This window comes from Rhizobium sp. BK049 (assembly GCF_014193135.1).
In the GTDB taxonomy this organism is placed as follows: Bacteria; Pseudomonadota; Alphaproteobacteria; order Rhizobiales; family Rhizobiaceae; genus Rhizobium.
In genome coordinates this window covers 179,770-199,336 of sequence record NZ_JACHYV010000007.1, presented here as the reverse complement: position 1 = coordinate 199,336, position 19,567 = coordinate 179,770, and the positions used below count along the sequence as shown (strand labels likewise).

The 19,567-nt window shown below is 61.7% G+C and carries 19 protein-coding genes, 1 tRNA gene and 1 pseudogene; 7 read left to right on the top strand and 14 right to left on the bottom strand.

All coding sequences use genetic code 11. The features are described from left to right. Positions 1-2: 2 nt before the first annotated feature. The 8 genes from FHT70_RS10225 to FHT70_RS10190 form a co-directional block, all read right to left on the bottom strand. Positions 3-938, bottom strand: a complete 936-nt coding sequence (locus FHT70_RS10225; protein WP_183700714.1) for a LysR family transcriptional regulator — start codon at positions 936-938, stop codon at positions 3-5. Positions 939-994: 56 nt separating this feature from the next. Further along, complete coding sequence (locus tag FHT70_RS10220) at positions 995-1,990, bottom strand: P1 family peptidase (RefSeq protein ID WP_183700712.1); 996 nt, start codon at positions 1,988-1,990, stop codon at positions 995-997. Positions 1,991-2,116: 126 nt separating this feature from the next. Continuing rightward, positions 2,117-2,311: a hypothetical protein gene (locus FHT70_RS10215; RefSeq protein WP_003544544.1), complete on the bottom strand. Its 195-nt coding sequence runs from the start codon at positions 2,309-2,311 to the stop codon at positions 2,117-2,119. Between the two features lie 522 nt (positions 2,312-2,833). Beyond that, on the bottom strand, positions 2,834-5,773 hold the full coding sequence (locus FHT70_RS10210; protein ID WP_183700710.1) for an aminotransferase: 2,940 nt from the start codon (positions 5,771-5,773) through the stop codon (positions 2,834-2,836). Positions 5,774-5,892: 119 nt separating this feature from the next. Beyond that, the gene (gene purU, locus FHT70_RS10205) at positions 5,893-6,777 is read right to left on the bottom strand and encodes a formyltetrahydrofolate deformylase (protein WP_183700708.1); all 885 of its coding nucleotides are present in this window, start codon (positions 6,775-6,777) and stop codon (positions 5,893-5,895) included. A 308-nt stretch (positions 6,778-7,085) separates the two neighbouring features. After that, the gene (locus FHT70_RS10200; protein ID WP_183700706.1) at positions 7,086-8,102 is read right to left on the bottom strand and encodes an acyltransferase; all 1,017 of its coding nucleotides are present in this window, start codon (positions 8,100-8,102) and stop codon (positions 7,086-7,088) included. A gap of 55 nt (positions 8,103-8,157) precedes the next feature. Further along, entirely contained in the window at positions 8,158-9,438 is a 1,281-nt protein-coding gene (locus FHT70_RS10195; RefSeq protein ID WP_183700704.1) for a hypothetical protein, read from the bottom strand. Positions 9,439-9,440: 2 nt separating this feature from the next. Further along, positions 9,441-10,490 carry a glycoside hydrolase family 5 protein gene (locus FHT70_RS10190; protein WP_183700702.1) on the bottom strand — a complete coding sequence of 350 codons (1,050 nt, stop codon included), beginning with the start codon at positions 10,488-10,490 and terminating at the stop codon, positions 9,441-9,443. Positions 10,491-10,625: 135 nt separating this feature from the next. On the opposite strand from FHT70_RS10190, the gene FHT70_RS10185 reads away from it, so the two are divergent. The 3 genes from FHT70_RS10185 (at position 10,626) to FHT70_RS10175 (ending at position 13,196) form a co-directional block, all read left to right on the top strand. Next, complete coding sequence (locus FHT70_RS10185; RefSeq protein ID WP_183700700.1) at positions 10,626-12,254, top strand: GumC family protein; 1,629 nt, start codon at positions 10,626-10,628, stop codon at positions 12,252-12,254. Between the two features lie 61 nt (positions 12,255-12,315). Then, positions 12,316-12,645 (top strand): hypothetical protein, encoded by a 330-nt coding sequence (locus FHT70_RS10180; RefSeq protein ID WP_183700698.1) that lies wholly within the window; start codon positions 12,316-12,318, stop codon positions 12,643-12,645. A 260-nt stretch (positions 12,646-12,905) separates the two neighbouring features. Next, positions 12,906-13,196 carry a DUF982 domain-containing protein gene (locus FHT70_RS10175; RefSeq protein ID WP_097599552.1) on the top strand — a complete coding sequence of 97 codons (291 nt, stop codon included), beginning with the start codon at positions 12,906-12,908 and terminating at the stop codon, positions 13,194-13,196. A gap of 131 nt (positions 13,197-13,327) precedes the next feature. On the opposite strand, the gene FHT70_RS10170 is transcribed toward FHT70_RS10175, so the two are convergent. Further along, positions 13,328-13,412 (bottom strand) — tRNA-Leu (locus tag FHT70_RS10170). Between the two features lie 168 nt (positions 13,413-13,580). Between FHT70_RS10170 and FHT70_RS10165 the strand changes: the two genes are divergently transcribed. Further along, positions 13,581-13,988: a BA14K family protein gene (locus tag FHT70_RS10165; protein ID WP_183700696.1), complete on the top strand. Its 408-nt coding sequence runs from the start codon at positions 13,581-13,583 to the stop codon at positions 13,986-13,988. Positions 13,989-13,998: 10 nt separating this feature from the next. On the opposite strand, the gene FHT70_RS10160 is transcribed toward FHT70_RS10165, so the two are convergent. Beyond that, complete coding sequence (locus FHT70_RS10160) at positions 13,999-14,292, bottom strand: SelT/SelW/SelH family protein (RefSeq protein WP_183700694.1); 294 nt, start codon at positions 14,290-14,292, stop codon at positions 13,999-14,001. 125 nt (positions 14,293-14,417) lie between these two features. On the opposite strand from FHT70_RS10160, the gene FHT70_RS10155 reads away from it, so the two are divergent. From FHT70_RS10155 to FHT70_RS10145, 3 genes are all read left to right on the top strand, one after another. Continuing rightward, complete coding sequence (locus FHT70_RS10155) at positions 14,418-15,155, top strand: type 1 glutamine amidotransferase (RefSeq protein WP_183700691.1); 738 nt, start codon at positions 14,418-14,420, stop codon at positions 15,153-15,155. Between the two features lie 11 nt (positions 15,156-15,166). Beyond that, positions 15,167-15,724 carry a sugar O-acetyltransferase gene (locus FHT70_RS10150; RefSeq protein ID WP_183700689.1) on the top strand — a complete coding sequence of 186 codons (558 nt, stop codon included), beginning with the start codon at positions 15,167-15,169 and terminating at the stop codon, positions 15,722-15,724. A 73-nt stretch (positions 15,725-15,797) separates the two neighbouring features. After that, entirely contained in the window at positions 15,798-16,250 is a 453-nt protein-coding gene (locus tag FHT70_RS10145) for a GFA family protein (protein WP_183700687.1), read from the top strand. Positions 16,251-16,253: 3 nt separating this feature from the next. Here FHT70_RS10145 and FHT70_RS10140 read toward each other — a convergent pair. The 4 genes and pseudogenes from FHT70_RS10140 to tenA all read right to left on the bottom strand — a co-directional run bounded on the left by FHT70_RS10140 (position 16,254) and on the right by tenA (position 19,539). After that, positions 16,254-16,553, bottom strand: a pseudogene (locus FHT70_RS10140) (CcdB family protein). A gap of 89 nt (positions 16,554-16,642) precedes the next feature. Then, positions 16,643-16,873 (bottom strand): type II toxin-antitoxin system CcdA family antitoxin, encoded by a 231-nt coding sequence (locus tag FHT70_RS10135; protein ID WP_097599547.1) that lies wholly within the window; start codon positions 16,871-16,873, stop codon positions 16,643-16,645. A 57-nt stretch (positions 16,874-16,930) separates the two neighbouring features. Continuing rightward, on the bottom strand, positions 16,931-18,763 hold the full coding sequence (lepA, locus tag FHT70_RS10130) for a translation elongation factor 4 (RefSeq protein WP_085776615.1): 1,833 nt from the start codon (positions 18,761-18,763) through the stop codon (positions 16,931-16,933). A gap of 77 nt (positions 18,764-18,840) precedes the next feature. Beyond that, a complete protein-coding gene (tenA, locus tag FHT70_RS10125; RefSeq protein ID WP_183700685.1) occupies positions 18,841-19,539 on the bottom strand; it encodes a thiaminase II in 699 nt (232 codons plus the stop codon). Between the last annotated feature and the right edge of the window lie 28 nt (positions 19,540-19,567).

Here is a 19,567-nt window from a genome sequence, read left to right as displayed (position 1 = left end):
CGTCAGTCTTTGGTCCCGGCTCGGCCGTCCGTGCGCTCGCGCATGAACCTCTCGATGAAGTCGAGCAGTTTCGTCGCCGCGAAGGACAGCTGCCGGTCCGGCGCGACGCAGAGATCGACATGGGTGCGGATGCCGGTCTTTCCGGCAAGCGGAATGGCCAGGAGCTGGCCCGCTTCGATTTCGCGGCGGACGGTCAGCGCCGGCAGCAGCGTCGCCGCAGCCCCGCTGAGCACCAGTTCCTTCAGCATTTCGAGCGAGCTGGTGACGAAGACGGGATCGAGGCTGAGCCCCTCCTTCTCGAACAGCGCATCGAAGGCTTGGCGGAAACCGAAGGATTGATCCGGCAGCGCCAATGGGTAATCGGCGAGTTCCCGGATGGGGATTTCGGCAAGGGCGGCAGCCGGATGCTGCGGCGTGACAATGAAATCATAGGCGATCTCGGAGCGCAGCCGCACCTTGGTGCCTGATATGACGGGCGCAAACAGCGTCACCGCAAACAGCGTCACCGCAATATCGGCTTCGGCGCTGTTGACGGCATCGACCGCCTGCCGCGCGCTGGTGATCGTCACGGTGAAACGCAGCTGCGGATATTTCAGGCTGAACTCGGCAAGCGCCGGCGCCAAGAGATTGGCGACGGTGGCGCCATTGGCATAGATGCTGACACGGCCGCGCTGCAGTCCCTTCAGGTCTTCGATCAGCTGCTGCACGTGATCGAGCTCGCGCAGCGTCCGGCCGGCGCGGGCAGCGAGAAGCTCGCCGGCCGCCGTCAGCTTGACGCCGCGGGCGCTGCGTTCGACCAGCGGCGCGCCGAAATGATATTCTAGGTTCTCGATCTGCCGGCTGATCGCCGTCGGCGCGACATTGAGGTTCTCGGCCGCCTGGCGCATGGAATTGGTCCTGACCAGCTCGTCGAAATACATCAGCGCCCGGATCTGCATTCACGTCTCTCCGCCATTCGGCCTATTCGCCCTGTCCGGGTTTTGACCCTATCCAATCAATCGGCGTTCGGGTAGCGGTCGCGCCAGGCCTTTTGCGCGCCCTCGACCGGCAAAGCGGTTGCCGCGTGGACACCACGGGCGATCGCCCGCGCCATGACGATCGTGGCGAGGTGGCAAAGCTCCATCAGGCTGGCTATGTCGTCCCTGGCATGCTTGGCCGTCGACGCGGCAAAGACGGTATCGCCGTCGAGCGGCAGATGCGCCGGCAGCAGCGCCCGGGCAAAGCCGTCATGGCCGGCCAGCGAAAGCCGGTGCGCCTCGGCCTTCGTCAGCTGCGCGTCGGTGACGACGGCGCCGATCGTCGTCGCCGGCGTGTTCATGCCCTTAAGCCGCATTCGGTGGTCGGCCACGCCGGGCCTGCCGAGCCCGCCGAATTCGCCGTCTTGCTCGAAAGGTGCCGCCCAGAAATGCGGCCCGTCGCCGATCGTTGCCGAGCCCAATGCATTGACTGCGACAATGGCTGCGACGCGATGGCCGGCGCTGCTGACGGCGCTGGCTGAGCCGAGCCCGCCCTTGAAGGTGGCTGTCGTCGCCCCGGTACCGGCGCCTGCGGTGCCGAGCGCGAATGTGCCCTTGGCGGCTGCTTTCAACGCCTGATAGCCCATGTCGCGATAGGGCGAGTGCAGCCCCCAATCCTTGTCGCCACCATTCAGCAGGTCCATCAGGATCGCCTGTGGGACGATCGGGATGCGCACCGGCCCGACGGCAAAGCCACGGCCGATCTCACGCAGCCCCGCCTGCACGCCGCCGGCCGCGTCGAGCCCGAAGGCCGAGCCGCCCGAGAGCACGAAGGCGTCGACGGTGCTGACGGTCATCGACGGGTCGAGCAGGCTGGTGTCGCGCCCGCCCGGCGCGCCGCCGAGCACTGCGCCGGAGGCAACCGCCGGCTCGTCGAAGACAATGACCGTGACTCCGGATCCCAGCACGAGGTCGGTCGCATGGCCGACGGAAACGCCTTCGATGTCGGTGAGCAGATTGATAAGATCGGGCAAGGGCTGGTCCTGGTGGCGCTGATACGGCCGATAGGACTGCAATTGCCCTCAAAAAACAAGACCGGCCCTTCTGGCAGGACCGGTCACATCGGAAAAGCCGCGAAAGTCGGTAGCGGCCGCATGCCGTCAGGCATGAAGCGGCTTCGGATGACGGCGGGTCATCAGGTCGTGGATGGCCAGCCGCACCTCGTCGGGCGAACCGAACCGCTGCTCATCGAGGTCGTGGACATGGAATTTCACGGCGATGAACTTCAGCCGATCTTCGTCGGGGATAACGATGCCGACGGGAACGCCTGCATATTCGATAACTTGCTTCTTCATAGATAGAACTCCTGCCGCGCGGGCATGCGCAGCCATGGCGAATTGACTTGTCTGGTACCGTTGAAAGGAGGACGAACGTCACATTCGACAGTTCGGGCGGGAGAGGGCGCCCGGACGGTCATTGCCAAGCACAGATCGCCCAAGGAGAGTGGCGAGAATTTCGATGTCTATCATGTCTCGTTCCTTTCGTTGGCGTTGCGCTCGATGGTCCCGGAAGAGCCCCGGGGCCGGTGATTGCTGTCTTCAATATCTACTAACTTAGTAGAGATTACTCGACAGCCTGTCGGAAACATATTCCGAAACGTGTCAAAATATCGACGATCCGAAAAAATTCATTCCATCCTGGCCCGAACTTACAGAAGGAAACATATCAGCTCTTCGTAAAATTCGCATGACAGAATCGAAACTCTTTCGATCGCCGCAGCAGAAATAGGAAGTCTGTCCGATTCCGGCAATGGGCCTCATCGTTAAAAATCGAGATGCCTCGAAATGACCGATTTGGTTAACGTCCGAAAGCATGGATCACCAGCCTTCCTGGAGCACCTTTTCCAGCATGTCTGCGAAGAAATCCGCGCCTTCGATACTGAGGCAGAGCGGCGGCTTGATCTTCAGCACATTCTGGTGATCGCCGGTCGGCTGCATGACGATACCGAGCTCGAGAAGCCGGTCGCAGATCGCCGCCGTCTCTTCCGTCGCCGGCTCAAGCGTCGTTCTGTCGCGGACGAATTCCAGGCCGAGATAGAGACCCATGCCGTGGACGGCGCCGGCGATCGCGTGCCGATCGATCAGCGCGGCAAGCCGCGCCTTCAAATGATCGCCGACCGTGCGGACATTTTCCTGCAGCTTCTCCTCAGCCATGATATCGAGCACCGTCATGCCGGCGACGCAGCTGACCGGGCTGCCGCCGGTGGAGGAGAAGAAAGGCCCTTGCTTCTCCACCGACTGCGCAATCTCCCGTCTGGTGATGACGGCGCCGAGCGGATGGCCATTGCCCATGCCCTTGGCGATAGTGATGATATCGGGCACGACCCCTTGCTGTTCGAAGCCCCAGAAATAATGGCCGAGCCTGCCGTAACCGACCTGCACCTCGTCGGCGATGCAGAGCCCGCCGCGGGCGCGCACCTCGGCGTAGATCTCCTTCAGGTACCCTTCCGGCAACGGAATGCCGCCGGCATTGCCGTAGACCGATTCGCAGATGAAGCCCGCAAGGCCTTCGCCGCCGGCGTCGATCGTCTCGAGTATCGGCTTGACGGCGGCCAGGTAGCTCGCCGCCGTGTCGGGTCCGCGAAACGCGCCGCGATAGGTATTCGGCGAAACGGCGGCATGCACCCAATCCGGTCGGGTGGTCAGCGCCAGCGGATTGTCGGCGATCGACGTGGAGACGGCGTCGCTCGCCGCCGACCAGCCATGATAGGCTTCGAGCAGGCAGAGCATGTTGCGGGCGCCGCTATGGGCCTGTGCCAGTTGAATCGCCAGATCGTTCGCCTCGGAGCCGCTGTTGACGAGGAAGACCGCATCGAGGCCATCAGGCGCGAGCGCCGCGAGACGCTCGGAAAACTCCGCAATCGCCGCATAGTGGAAGCGTGAATTCGTATTGAGCCGCAGCCATTGGGCGTTGATTGCCGCCGCCAGTCTGGGATGGCCGTGGCCGACAATCGTGACATTGTTGACCATGTCGAGATAGGCGCGGCCCTCGACATCGAACAGATGTTCCCTCCAGCCGCGCTCGATCTGCGGCGGCGCGGCATAATAGTTCTTCTGGGGGCCGGCGAGATGAGCCTGCCGCCTGACGAGCAGTTCGGCGGTCTCCGGTTGCGGCGCATCCACTCCCGGGCTGAGAAGGGATAAAGGCGAAGGGCAGAGCACCGACCAGGCGGCTGCCTCGCGCGGCGTGGCAAAGAGCGGCGGTTCGAGGCCCACGACGCTGCAGAGCTGGAGGCGCAGGCCACCGAGCGACGAAGTCTCTCCGAAAACCCAACCGAGCGGATCGCCGGCGGCAAGCACGGCGCCATCCTCGACCCCACCCTCGATCAAAGGGTCGAGCCCATCGAGGTGTAAGGTCATGCTGTCGTCCGTCAGTGTCAGATGGTGGTCCTTCCAGCCGATGCGGCCGGCAAAGGGCGCTGCGACCGCACTTCCTGCAGCAAGGCAGATGTCGACATGCAGGGCGAAGGTCGCCTGTGCCCTCGTGTTTCCGAGGGCAGCGCGGGAAAGCCGATATTCACCATAGCGCGTCGCCGCCGTCCCGTTTTCGGTTGCAGCCCGGGCAAGCAGCCGCCAATCCATGTCGGCGTCCAGCCAGTTGCCTGCGGAAAAATGGGCACTTCCTACGCCAAGGTCGACATAGGCGATCGTGGTGGGGTCGATATCGGGCAGCAAGGGAAGCCATTCTGATGCCGACGGGGCGGCGACATCAGCGCCTGCGGCCTTGAGGATCGCAGCTTCCATGAGTTCGAAAGGAACCGACATCGCCGTATCGAAGATCGCCCGCTCGCGGTCGAGATTGCTGCGGACATAATCGTTATCGGGATCGATCGACATCTGCTGTTCGCTGCTGGCGACGAGGATGACCGCGCGTGCGACGATCAACGGCCACAGTGCTTTCAGTTCTTCGTCGGTCAGCGGATAGATCGCCTGATAGGCGGTGACGGCGGGCAGGATATGAAAGGGATCGCCATTCGCCTGATGCAGCAGCGAAGCGCAGGTGACGGCAAGATCGCCGACCAGCCAGCCGCGGATGATGTCGCCGAAATCGATCACGCCATCAGGGATCGTGTGGCCACGGGCGTCGCGATGGCCGACGACATTGTCGCCGGTGACGTCGTGATGGACGGCCTGAAGCCGAAGCGACGGCGCCAAGGGCTGGATGCGGCGAACGGCCATCACCATGGTTTTGGCGATCCGGTCGCGGGCAGCGCTGTCGGTGATGGCGGACAGCAGCTGTACCGCGACAGGGCCGGCGCGTCGCAAATCCCACTGCAGGTTACGGTCGAGGCCGGGATGGTCGAAATCGGCAAGCGCCTGCGCCAGTCTCGCGCAGAGCGCGCCAAGCGCCGCGACGGACGCCGGCGCCAGATATCTCATCTCCGTCAGTCCCTGGCCTTCCAGATATTCCAGCAGCCGGACCTGATAGTCCCGCCCGCGCACCGTAAGGACGACAATTTCCCGCCCGTCATTCGTGGCGATCACCTTCGGAACACGTGGCGCGTCCTGCCGGCTCTTGAGATGATGGAGCGCGGCATTCTGCGCCTCGAGCTCGCGGGCCTCGTAGGCGGCGTGGCAGATCTTCAGGACGTATCGGCCGCGATCACTGTCGAGGCGGTAGTTCCGATCCTGCTGGCTGCCGAGTTCGGAGAGAATGCCGGATAGGCTATAATGGGCAAGAAGGATTTCTTCTGCGTCAGCAACGGTAACGTCGGGACGCGGCAGCGTCATGCGATCAACAAGCGCCTCGTCGGTCATGACACCCCTCCCGCAGCATGATTCGATTACCCCTTAGGCGCGATAATCAAATACTTGCCGCCGGCAGGCAACGGGAGATTGTTGTCCGCCAGCAAAAGAGAGGCGCGGCCTCGGCCGAATCACCCCATGCGTTCTGAGGCGTAGCTTCCGGGGCTGGCCGGGAAGACGACTGTGCGATTGCCGTTGATGAAGGTGCGGTGATGGATATGGGCGTGGATGGCGCGCGCCAGCACCTGGCTTTCGACGTCGCGGCCGATCGAGACATAGTCGTCGGGCGACTGCGCATGGGTGATGCGGGCGGTGTCCTGCTCGATGATCGGACCTTCGTCGAGATCGGCGGTGACGTAATGGGCGGTTGCGCCGATCAGCTTGACGCCGCGCTGGTAGGCCTGCTTGTAGGGATTGGCGCCCTTGAAGCTCGGCAGGAAGGAGTGGTGGATGTTGATGATCTTGCCCGACATCTGCTTGCAGAGCTGGTCGGAGAGAACCTGCATGTAGCGGGCAAGCACGATCAGTTCGGTGCCGGTCTGCTCGACGAGGTCGACGAGCTGGGCTTCGGCCTGCGGCTTGTTCTCCTTCGTCACCTTGATGTGGTGGAAGGGGATGTCATGATTGACCACGACCTTCTGATAATCGAAATGGTTGGAGACGACGCCGACGATGTCGATCGGCAGGGCGCCGATCTTCCAGCGGTAGAGTAGGTCATTGAGGCAATGGCCGAAGCGCGACACCATCAACAGCACCTTCATGCGGCTCTCGCTGTCGTGGAAGTCGTATTCCATCTCGAAGGGCGCGGCGACGGCGGCAAAATCGGCGCTGATTGCGGAACCGGAAAGTCCTTCCTCGGAAATGAAGCTGACGCGCATGAAGAACCTGCCGGTATCGAGATCGTCGAACTGGCTGGAGTCGATGATGTTGCAGCCCTTCTCGGCCAGATAGCTCGAAATCGCTGCGACGATGCCGCGCGTCGACTTGCAGGATACCGTCAATACATAGCTTTTCATGTCTCTCCCTTTTCCCTCTTGGAGGCCGCAGCCCGTGCTTAGATCAAAGCCCGTGCCGCGAATAGGCCGGCGCACTTTCATTTATGCGACAAATTGCAAGATAAACCATCACGTTCCTGCAAGTTCTCTCATCGCGACATCAGCTTAGGAGATGTTGCTCAAAACGCTGTGCCGCCAGCGCCGCACGGATGTGTGTTCTCGCCTTCAGTGAATGAAACTAAAGCATGTCGCTGAAAGCTGATGAGCAATTTGCGACATCGAGAGGCGGGAAACCAAGGATGTGAAGGACAGGAAGTGAATCCGATGGGTTAGGCCGGCGGACGGCCTGCCACGGCCACCTTCCGACGCGGCGTGGTGATTTCATGGACGATTGCGCCGCCGATCGACGAAAGCACCAGCGCCAGGACCACGAAGAGCAGCGGCTGCTGCAGGATGCCGATCGGCAGGCGGTCCGAAGCCACCCTCAGGAAAGCGAGTGTGAAGGCGTGGGTGATGTAGATGCTGTAGGAGCAGTCGCCGAGATAGTTCAGCCATGCCAGAACCGGCAACCGGGAAAAGTCGATGGAAACTGCCCCGTAGATGATGAAGATCGCCGGGATTCCCCAGGCGTAGAACCGGCTCTCCGGCGGCATCAGCGCTTCGTTGACGAAGAGGAACACAAAACCCGTGGCCAGTGCCGCCCATGCCCAGCGGTTCGGCAGAAGGACCTTCTGCCCGTAAAGCCAGCCGAGCACGACGCCGGCGAGGAACTCCAGCATGATGGGCTGACCGTAGAACCGGGTGGCCGTCGTTTCCGGCAGCAGCCGGCAGGCAATCAGGATCACGGCAAAGACGGCGAACATCGCTGGAATCCGGCGGGCTTCCGAGAGCGGCAGCAGCAACGCAAACACAAAATAGAAGAACATTTCGTAATTCAGCGTCCAGCCCGGCACGACGACAGGGGTGATCGTGCTTGGATCGGCGGCATTGGCCCATGGCAGGAACATCAGCGAGGCGATGAGATGCGGAAGGTCGAACACCGTGGATTTCAGCAGTGAAGGCGCCACCAGCGCCACGGCCGCCGAAAACAAGGTTGCCAGCCAATAGAGCGGGACGATCCTCCTGAGGCGGCGGCGGGCGAAATCGCTGGGGCTGATCGCGCGCCCGCTCGTCGTCAGCCACATGACGAAACCGCTCAGCACGAAAAAGATGTCGACGCCCGTTTCGCCATAAAGAAAAGCCGTGGCGTCGATGGCGGGATTGACCTTGGCAAGCTGCAATATCGCATGGAAATAAACGACCATCAGCGCCGCAACAGCGCGCAGATATTGAAGCTGGACAAGCATCGAAGCGTCTTGCTCCTCGGGCTCGCGGACGCCGGTTTCCACCGTGCCGCTACGGTCAACTCAGTACATCTGCCGCACGACCCTGCCGGATGCGCGGGCTGTCGTGGAAGCGCATATACCCGACGACGAACCACAAGAGGCCGGCAATCTTCATCGAGAAAACGGCGGTCCCCCCGATCATCATATTCAGAAAAATGAAAAGAGAAAGTGAATGGGCGCATCGCCGCTGCGCCGCCGTACGGCCGGCTGGGAAGAGGCAGACGAATAGCCAGAGCGCGACGACGCCGAAGATCGTCGCCGCGTAGATCAGATAGACATAACCGCTGTCGGCGAACTCGGCGACCCTGTCGACCGAAAGCCCGAGTACGGCGAGAGGATCGAGCTCCATGATCTTCTTCATCGTCAGGTTGATGCGGCCGGTGAAATTGTCGCCCGTCGCATTGGGTTTGAGGGTATAGACGACGAACCCCGCTGCAACGATCAGCGGCATTAGCGCCAGATTGAAATTCCTCGGGATCTTCGGAAAGACGAAATAGCCGACGATACAGGCAAAACAGAAGATCAGCATTGTGCGCGTATCGTTCGTCACCAGGATCAGCACCGCCGTGCTGATGAAGAGCAGCCGGTCCCAGCGCCCCAGTCTTTCCCACATGGAAATCAGGTAGATAGCGATCACGCCGCAAAAATTGGCAAGCGACACTTGTTCGAGAAAAATCGACGACGAGCGATGGTCGATAATGCCGAAGGAAAAGCGCTCGGGAAAGCCGAGAGCGTTCTGGAACAGGCCTGTCGTGTTGTAGCTCAGCGGCAGCAGCCCGCGCGTATTGGCGAAATAATTGGACGGATGCACGATGCTGACATAGAAGGGCACGCTGATGATCTCGAAGATCAGGAAGATCAGCACCGCAAGGCTTGCCCAGCGGAAGGCCAGCTTCATCGTTCTCTCGTTGCTCCAGCCGCCGAGGCCGGTAAAGCAGAAGATGATCAGCACGTTGCGGAAATGATCGACGAACGGCATGCGGTTGAGCACGCTGACATAGATGGTCACGACAAGCGTGAACAGCAGGAACAGGAAGCCCGGCAGATCCGTCTCGTAGATCCCCTTATGAAGGATGTAGATGATCGCGCTTGCCAGAATCAGGCCTTCGCTGGCGGCGACATGCGTCATCGACAGCGGCATGATGTTGTGGTTGATGAAGGCAAGAATGCCGTTATAGAGCATCGAAAACAGGCCGAGCCAGAGCACCGCATGATCGACGCGAGACGCGCCCCCGGCCGCGTCGAGGCGGTTGCCCGACACCGTGAAAGTCGCTGCCTTCTGATCGACTGTCGCCACGTTCAATTCCCCATGGGCTTGACGGCGGTGCAGGCGCCAGCGTCCGCTTTCGCCGACGCGGCGAGAAGCCGCATCTGCGGTCGCTCAAGGCCCTTGCCCGGCTGAACGTTGAAAGGTTCGTCCGCCGGCCACCATTCGCCCGCCGCCCAATAGGACCAGCCGAGCCAGACATCGCTATTGCCGGACATGGTCGCGTAGATCTTGGTCAGGCCGCTCATGCAGTCCTTGTCGGCGGAACCGCCGAATTCGCCAAGAAAACCGCGTTTATGGTTCCGCTTCAGCCAGGCGGTGACGCCGGTGATGGCCTCGACCGCGGTGGCGGCGCCTTCGCAGGTGGCATGGGTTCCCGACGAATCGACGTCGAGATATTGATGGACCTCATAAGCGTAGAAATCGAGCGGGTCGCGCACGCCGAGCATGACAGTACCGTTGGCACCGCCGATCACATCCTCTTCCCAGCTGTGAGCGCCGCTCCAGGCGGTACCCGGCACCAGAATAAGGTTGCGAGCGCCGACGGCGCGGATGGCGCGGATCGCCGCGTTGGCGGCATCGAGCCAGTCGGTGGCCTTGATGTCGTGCGGCTCGTTCATCAGGCCGAAGAGAATGCCGTCCTGATTGGCGAATTCGACCGCGAGCCTTGCCCAGAAGTCGGCGAAAGCAGCGTCCGTCGCCGGCGCGGTGCCGATCTGCGCCTTATCGTAATAGCCGAAATTATGTGGGTCGAGCAGAACGGCCATGGCCCGCTTTCGGATCAGGCCGACCGTATCCTTGATCCGCTTGAGTTCGTCCTCGTCCAGCCGCCCGCCGAGCGCCGGCTGCAGCCGCTCCCAGCGGAAGGGCAGCCGAATGATCGTCATGCCCTTTTCGGCGAAATAGCGGATCGTCTGCTCGCTCGGATAGATGTAGTTCGTACCGTAGATGGCGCCGCGCTCGCCATATTCGCCGCCGGAAAGATTGACGCCGCGATAACACGGCGCGCCGGCCGCAAAGGCCGGCGACGGCATAAGGGCGGCCGCAAGCAGCAGCGCCGCCAGATGTCGTGTCGTCCTCATAGCTATCCTCGCAATCACGGCAAATCGCAACATCGACGTCGCTGCGCCTATCTTAACGGTCCGTTAGCTAAGAATTTCTAAAGTCGCAGCACCTCGGCTTCAGTCTTTCACGCTGGGCGGGACACGAGTGCGCGTATGAGTCAATATGACAGGAACAGGGTAAGCCGGCTGCCCGGCTGGCGCAGTTACGAGCCGTCTCCGACTGCGTCGGAAGGCGTGCGCCCGCGCAGTCCCGTTATTCGTCCGGATGATTTCGCCCGTCCCGAGCCCAAGCCAGCCCCACCGCCTTTCGTGCCACCGTCGGCACGGGTTGCAGACATCCGTCGATCCGAGCCGCCGTCCGCCGCTGCCGCCGAACCGCCTGCGGCCCTAGAACCGCCTGTGGCCAATGTGCCGCTGCAGGACACATCCGCGCCCGCCGCCGCGCTTCTCGACCTCCGCTCCAGCATCGCGGCGATCTGGAGCCGTCGGCTGGTGGTGTTTGTGTTGGCCCTTTTTGGAGCCGTCGGGGGCGGCGTGGTGGCGCCGCTGATCGGCCAGAAATTCACTGCCGTCAGCAGCCTTTATTTCGATCCGCGTCAGATCGGCCTAGCCGAGGCTGGCGCGCAATCTTCGGGCCCGTCGCCGGAGATGATCTCGGCGCTGATCGACAGCCAGGTGCAGATCCTGACCTCGGGCAATGTGCTGCGCCGCGTCGTCGAGGCGATGAAGCTCGACCAGGATCCGGAATTCAACGGCGGCAGGACGGATGGCGCGGCCGTGATCGGCGCCCTGCAGAAGGCGCTTGTCATCACCCGCCAGACCGGCACCTATGTCGTTTCGCTCGCCGCGACGACGAACGACCCCGAGAAATCCGCGAAGCTTGCCAACCAGGTGGTCACCTCCTTTACCGAGGAGGAAAACAGCGCCTCGAACGGCCTCTACGAAAACACCTCCTCGACGCTCGACGGACGCCTTGCCGACCTGCGTCAGAAGGTGCTGGAGGCCGAGCAGGCGGTCGAAACCTTCCGGGCCGACAACGACATGGCCGCGACCGAAGGCAATCTGATCTCCGACCAGCGCCTCGTCTCACTGAACACGCTCTTGGTGACGGCGCAGGAAAAGACCATCCAGGCGAAGGCCCGCGCCGATGCCGTTGCCAATCTGCGCGTCGAAGACATCGTTGCCGGCAGCCAGGCGGAGGGCGGCGTCACCTCGCCGCTCGTCAGCTTGCGTCAGCAATATGCCGCCCAGGCCGCCGCCGTCGGCAGCCTCGAAAGCCAGATGGGCACGCGTCATCCGCGCCTGCAGGCGGCGCGCTCCTCGCTGCAGAGCATAGCAGGCGAAATCAGGGGCGAATTGCAGCGCCTCGCCACCTCGGCAAAGGGCGAATACGAGCAGGCCAAGGCTGCCGAGGATAGCGTCGCCAAGGAGCTCGCCGTTCAGAAGGCGCTGCAGGCGACGACCTCGGACAAGCAGGTGGAGCTGAACGAATTGCAGCGCAAGGCAACGGCGGCGCGCGATATTTACGAGACGGTGCTCAAGCGCTCGAGCCAGACGAGCGAGGAGCAGAACCTCAGCCAGAGCAACATCCGCGTCATCTCGCCGGCCGAGCCGCCGGTCAAGGCCGATGGCCCTGGAAAGAAGATCCTGATGGTCGCCGGCATCATCGGCGGCTTCCTCGCCGGGTTCTTCCTGGGCGCTGCCTTTGCCATCCTCGCCGGTCTTTTCGGTCACCCCATCATCAGAGGCTATTTCAGGAAATCGCCCGCCGCAGCGGCTTGATGCGGGCCGTCGATTTTCCTACATGCGGAAGAAGCGGTTTGTCGCCGGCAGGAGAATTCCCATGCGGCTGTTGATGATGCTTCTGATATCGCTCGGCGTCCTGTCCGGCCTCGCCCCGTCAGCCTTCGCTGTCGACTGGACGAAATCCGTGGATTCGACTGTTCAACCCCTCTATCCCTACAAGGGCCTTCCCGGCGTCAAGGCGCAGCCGGACAAGAAGGAAGAGGAATCCTATAATTGCCGCACCGAGACCGTCCAGATCCGCCGCCGCTATGACGAAATCTTCCGCTCCGGCGGCATGCCGACGCTGATGTATGTCTGCGACCGCGACGGCTTCGTTACCATGGGCGAAAAGGTTCCGCTCCGCCGCCATTACCAGCCGGTGCGGTGAGAATCGTACCAAACGGCGGTGCGATGATGGTCAGTTGCAGGCTGAGAGTTGGCCGCCGGAGGCTTGCGGGATGCTGCAAGACGCGGCGGAGTTTTCCGCAGGCCATGCGCTGAACGATGGAACCGCGTCCGCACCGCTCATTCATCTTTTGCCCAAATCATTCATGAAGCGCTGCTCTATCGGGCAACGAACGCGCCTTCCGCTCCCCGGCATGCTTCTTGCTTCATTACTAATATTCTAACCTTTGGGGAGAAAGTGTCATGCAATGGAACGCATCACCGAATTTTGCACCTCTTGTCCTCTTTCTTGGCGGTCAGCGTAGGGTGGTCAAGACGCTCCGAGACGCAGCCGAAGTGCTGATAATCGATTGGCCATTCGACGATGGAGAGGAATATGTCGCGGCCGTGAAGGCTTGCGATGATGCCGTCGCGGGAGAGGCCGGGATGGAGGAATTGAGGGAATTGCTTCTTCGCGCCGCCAGGGAAGCCGGCATTACCGCTTTGTCAGTCGTATCGGGTAGCGGCAAGACGACATCACACATGGCGGCGTGACAGGCCTTCAACCTGCGCCGACTCTTGGAACCGGTATCCAGACAAGCAGGTCGATGGCCTCTGTCAACAGGGCCAAGTGCGCAATTTTGGAAAGATTTGAATGTTTGATCTTGGCAGCGATCAAAAGGAAATGGTGCCCAGAAGAGGACTCGAACCTCCACGCCTCGCGGCACAGGTACCTGAAACCTGCGCGTCTACCAATTCCGCCATCTGGGCGACGGAGAGCGATGTAAGGGGGTGGCTCGTGACTGTCAACTGGGTTTTTGAAGTTTTCCTGACAGTCTGCAAAAAACAACCGATCACATGCGAGGGAGCGGCCGGAGGGGAGCCATAGCGCTCCGGTCCGGGCGCCCTATATAGAGGGAGTCTCGAAAGGAATGCCTCATGCCTGCTGCTCGCACGCTTCTGCTCGCCGGCCTTTTTGCCGTTTTCGCGCCTCTCATGGCCGGCGCTGATTCGCCGAAGCCGGGTCTCGGGCCGGTCAACACGGGATCGACGCTCTGCGATTTTCGCGGCTGCTTCGGTTTTGGGCCGCAGCAATGGCATCGCCCGGCTTATGTCCAGCCGAATTATCGTCCGCGCGGCGCGGGGCCGACCTATTACCTGCCGGGCGCGGCGGGACGGCCGCAGCTGACCTATGAGCCGCCGCCGGTGCGCCAGGTGCAGCCGGCACGGGATCTGAACAAGCACATCGCCTGGTGCACCAATGAATACCGTTCCTATAATCCGCGGACGGATCACTTCCTCACCTATGAAGGCGTCTACAGGGTCTGCCGCTCGCCCTATCGCTGAGCCTGCTTGGTCAGCTTTCGTGCGAGACGCGGTCGACATGGCCGAGATCGCGGCCGGGCTCGATGATGTCGCGGACGCGTTGCTTCAGCTCCTTCGGCCCGGGAAAGCCGCCGTCGCGCTTACGCTCCCAGATGAGATCCCCGCTGACGCGGATTTCGAAATTGCCGCCGGTGCCGGGGATCAGCGCCACCTCGCCGAGACTGTCGGAAAAGGTGCTCAGCAGCTCCTGCGCCATCCAGGCGGCGCGCAGCAGCCAGTTGCACTGGGTGCAGTAGAGGATCGAGACGCGGGCTTTTTCGGTCATGGCGTTTTCCTTTCGTTTGGCGTGATTTAAGCGCTTGCGGCGTGCAGACGCAATCGCGCATGCGCAAGCATCTTGCGCGCCGTTCTTCGGCATGGTTTCTAACTGCCGACCACCGGGGAGAACCTATGCGAGTCGCAGTCGTCGAAAATATGCGCAATACCGGCCTCGGCGCGCTTGCCACGGCGCTCGACGAGGCGGGTGCTGAGATCGAGTGGTTTCGGGTCTGGCGGGATGGCATCCTACCGCCGGACATATCTGGTCATGACGCGCTGGTCGTTCTCGGCGGCGAGCAGAGCGCGCTGGATGACGAGACGCATCCTTATCTGCCGGAGCTCGCCCGGCTCGCGCGCCGCTTCGGCGATGTCGGCAAGGCCGTGCTCGGCATCTGCCTCGGCAGCCAGATTCTTGCCCGCGCCTATGGCGCCGACAACCATCTCGGAGCCGCTCGCGAATTCGGCTGGCACAGCATCTGCGTCACTGATGAAGGCCGCTCCGATCCGCTGCTCTCGGCGCTTGGCGGCGAATTCACCATCTTCGAGTGGCATGCCGACACCTTTTCCCTGCCGAAAGGCGCCGTTCGTCTCGCGACCAGCCCTGTCGCCGAGAACCAGGCCTTCCGTATCGGCCGCGCCGTCTACGGCACGCAGTTTCATTTCGAGGCCGACAGAAGGGTGGTCGAGCAGTGGAAGGCGGAATTCCCTGACACGATAGAACGCATCGCGCCTGGTTGGCTGGAAAGCTATGCCGAACTGGCTGCGCGGCATGCTGGTGCTGCCGATGCCGCCGGCCTTGCCATCGCCCGCGCCTGGGTCGGGCAGATCGAACGGCAAGAGGTCGAGATGCGGTCGCAGGTCCCGGCTTGAAGAGCGATGCGATGACGGCAAGCGAACGCGAGAAGATGGCGGCGGGTGAGTGGTATTGCTGCCTGGATGACGAACTCGATCACCTTCGCCGGCAGGCGCGGCTCGCCGTCCACGCCCACAATACGCTGCCGCCGGACGAGCGCGGCGCCGCAGCCCCCGCCCTCAGGGTGCTTTTTGCACGGGCCGCCCTCGATATCTTTATCGAAGCGCCGTTTCATTGTTCCTACGGCATCAACATCACCCTCGGCGAGCGCGTCTATATCAACTCCGGCTGCGCCATCCTCGATTCCGGCAGCGTGACGATCGGCGATCGCACCATGTTCGGACCGGGCGTGCAGATTTATTGCGCCGAGCATCACAAGGATTCGGCGCTTCGCAGTAGGGGAATCGAGATCGCCCGACCGGTCTCAATCGGCAGCGATGTCTGGGTCGGCGGTGGCGCCATCATCCTCGGCGGCGTGACGATCGGCGATGGTGCGATCGTGGGTGCGGGCGCCGTCGTCACCAAGGATGTGCCGGCGGGCGCAACGGTGATCGGCAATCCCGCGCGTCCGATAAACCGCTTTTGAGATTTGCACCGGTGCGCTCCCTCGACAATGACGCCGCCTCCTCTAGATCAGAGGACGGAAGGGGAGAGATATCATGACATTACCGAATTTGCCCATGCAAGGCGGCTGCCGCTGCGGCCGGGTGCGCTTGAAGATCAGCGCTCCGCCGCTGCTGGCCATGGCCTGCCATTGCACAGGCTGCCAGAAGATGACGGCGAGCGCCTATTCGCTGAGTGCCGCCATCCCCAGCGAAGGTTTCGAGGTTACGAAGGGCGAGCCTGTTATCGGCGGCCTGCACGGCGCCACCAGGCATTTTTTCTGTCCGCACTGCATGAGCTGGATGTTCACCCGGCCAGAAGGCATGGACTGGTTCGTCAATCTGCGCGTCACCATGCTCGATAACCCGAGCTGGTTCACGCCGTTCATCGAGACATGGACGAGCGAGAAGCTGTCGTTTGCTGAAACCGGCGCGGTGTATAGTTACGAAGCGCTACCCGAGATGGACGCCTATGAGGGGTTGGTGAAGGAATATATGAGCAGGGGATAGGGCTCAGAAGCCTTGCAAGAGAAAGTCCATGGCACAGATGATGGCATCGCCTTTGCCCGATAGATCTGTGACGGCTTCTCCAATTTCCGAGGTCGGGACAGACGCCATGCGCTGGGTGGCCATTACGTATGGTTCATTCTCAATGAGAAAGCGTGGGTTCAGTCGCGAGATCGTCCAAGTCAATTCCTGGACTGGATGCAAAGGAACCATAACTCGTGAAGGCAGATCGTCAAGCAGATTGGCTTAAAGGTCGACGGCAAGGACATTCCCACTTTTCAGGCGATAGATGTGAAAGCGTGGCATGAAGCAATTCCAGGAAAAGTGTTTCCGTCAGGAATTGCGTAATACAAGACTTATAGCGGTTCTGCGCTTTAATGAAAAACTGAACCGCTCTAAAACTGACGGTACTTGGCGAGCGGCAGGCCGTGTTTTTCGACATATTCGGTTTCGAGCCGGATCGCCTCGGCGTTCTCGATCCGCCACAGCCGCTCGCGTTCCGCTTTTATCGCTTTCGCGATACCTTCTTCCGCCGCCCTGGATATGTTGATCTTGAGCTCGCGAGCCTGAGCGACTAGGCCTTCATCCAGAAACAGGTTCGCTGCTTTTCTCGCCTGCTGAGTCATAACGCTCTCCTCGGTCTTATGCGCAAATCATATGCGCATAAGATATATTGAGAAGCGCTATTCGTCGCCCATCTTCAGCGCGGCGATGAAGGCTTCCTGCGGAATCTCCACCTTGCCGAACTGGCGCATACGCTTCTTGCCTTCCTTCTGCTTGTCGAGCAGTTTGCGCTTGCGAGTGGCGTCGCCGCCATAGCACTTGGCCGTCACGTCCTTGCGCAGCGCCGAGATGGTTTCGCGGGCAATCACGTTGCCGCCGATCGCCGCCTGGATTGGGATCTTGAACATGTGCTTCGGAATAAGCTCCTTCAGCCGCTCGCACATGTCGCGGCCGCGCTTTTCAGCTGCCATGCGATGCACAAGCATCGAGAGTGCATCGACCGGCTCGCCATTGACGAGGATCGACATCTTCACGAGGTTGCCTGCACGGTAGCCTTCGAGGTGATAATCGAAGGATGCATAGCCCTTGGAGATTGATTTCAGCCGGTCGTAGAAGTCGAAGACGACTTCGTTCAGCGGCAGTTCATAGGTCACCATCGCCCGGGTGCCGACATAGGTCAGCTCGGTCTGGATGCCGCGGCGGTCCTGGCAGAGTTTCAGGATGCCGCCGAGATAATCGTCCGGCGTCATGATTGTCGCCTTGATCCACGGCTCGCGGATTTCGGCAATCTTGACGACATCGGGCATGTCGGCCGGATTGTGCAGTTCGCGCTCGCTGCCGTCGGTCATCGTCAGCTGATAGACGACGGAAGGCGCTGTTGCGATGAGGTCGAGGTCGAACTCGCGCTCCAGGCGCTCCTGGATGATTTCGAGGTGCAGCAGGCCGAGGAAGCCGCAGCGGAAGCCGAAGCCGAGGGCTGCCGACGATTCCATTTCGAAGGAGAAGGACGCGTCGTTGAGGCGAAGCTTGCCCATGGCCGCGCGCAAGTCTTCGAAATCGGCGGCATCGACAGGGAAGAGGCCGCAGAAGACGACCGGCTGCGCCGGCTTGAAGCCCGGCAGGGCTTCGGCGGTCGGGCGCTTGTCTTCGGTGATCGTATCGCCGACGCGTGTATCGGCCACTTCCTTGATCGAGGCGGTGATGAAGCCGATCTCGCCGGGGCCGAGGCTGTCGACATTGACCATCTTCGGCGTCAGCACGCCGACGCGTTCGACCTGGTATTTCGCATCGGTGCCCATCATGCGGATCGTCTGGCCCTTGGTCAGCACGCCGTCGATGACGCGCACGAGAACCATGACGCCGAGATAGGTGTCGTACCAACTGTCGACGAGCAGCGCCTTCAGCGGCGCCTTTTCACCGCCGGGGCTCTTCGGCGCCGGCAGCTTGTGGACGATCGCTTCCAGCACGTCGGGAATGCCGAGGCCGGTCTTGGCCGAAATCAGCACGGCCTCGGAAGCGTCGATGCCGATCACTTCCTCGATCTGTTCCTTGATGCGGTCGGGCTCTGCGGCCGGCAGGTCGATCTTGTTGAGCACGGTGACGAGCTCGTGGTTGTTGTCGATCGCCTGGTAGACATTGGCGAGCGTCTGCGCTTCCACGCCCTGGCTGGCGTCGACGACCAGCAGCGAGCCCTCACAGGCCGACAGCGACCGCGAGACTTCATAGGCGAAATCGACGTGGCCGGGCGTGTCGATCAGGTTGAGAATGTATTTCTCGCCATTGTTTGCCTGATAGTGCAGGCGCACGGTCTGGGCCTTGATGGTGATGCCGCGTTCGCGCTCGATCTCCATATTGTCGAGCACCTGCTCGGACATTTCGCGCTCGGCAAGTCCGCCCGTCGTCTGGATCAGGCGGTCGGCCAGCGTCGATTTGCCGTGGTCGATATGGGCCACGATCGAAAAGTTGCGGATATGGGACAGCGGAGTGGTCGAATTGGTGCTCATGCGCGCCATATAGCAGCGCCGCCCCCTGCCGCAAAGCGGTAATTAATCGGGAGTTTACGCTATTTTGCGGGTCTGCCCGGCGTGCGTCAGACCGGCCAGCTCTCCAGCCGCCAGGCCGAATCCCAGAACATCCATTCATATTGCGAGGCGCGCACGAAAACGGCCATCATTTCGGCGCGCTCCGTCTCCGATGCGGCGCGGGCGGCGATATCGGTCAGTGCGATCACCTCGCGGGCGCCGGCGGCGAATTGCGGATCGCCATAGGTGTTGATCCAGGCCTGATAAACATTGCCTTCGATCGCGGGTCTGCCTTTGATGCCTTCGCCGACATGCATGTAGATCCAGAAGCAGGGCAGGATGGCCGAAAGCGCAACAGCATAGGACCTATGATAGGCGGTCGCCAGAAGGAAATTCGTATAGGCGAAGCAGGAAGGCGAGGGCTCTGCGGCCGTCACATCTGCGCTCGAAATGCCGAATTGCGAGAGGAAGCCTGCATGCAGGCCCTGTTCGACGGTGATCGCCTTCTGCGCCGAACCGAGGAAGCGCAGCACCTGCGCATTGTCGGGCGCCTTTGCCGCGACGATGGCGAGGCACCGGGCATAATGCTTCAGATAGATTGCGTCCTGCAGGATGTAGTGACGGAAAACCTCCGGCGGCAGCGTGCCGTCCGAAAGCCGTTCCAGGAGCGGCAATCGCTCGATCTCGGCCATGAGAGGCTTGATCCGGTCCCAGGCGGCGGCCGTGAAGTTTCCTGTGATTTCGATGTTCTGCAAGCTGCCGTCCATGATGTCCTCCGCTCTCCAAGCGCCGCTG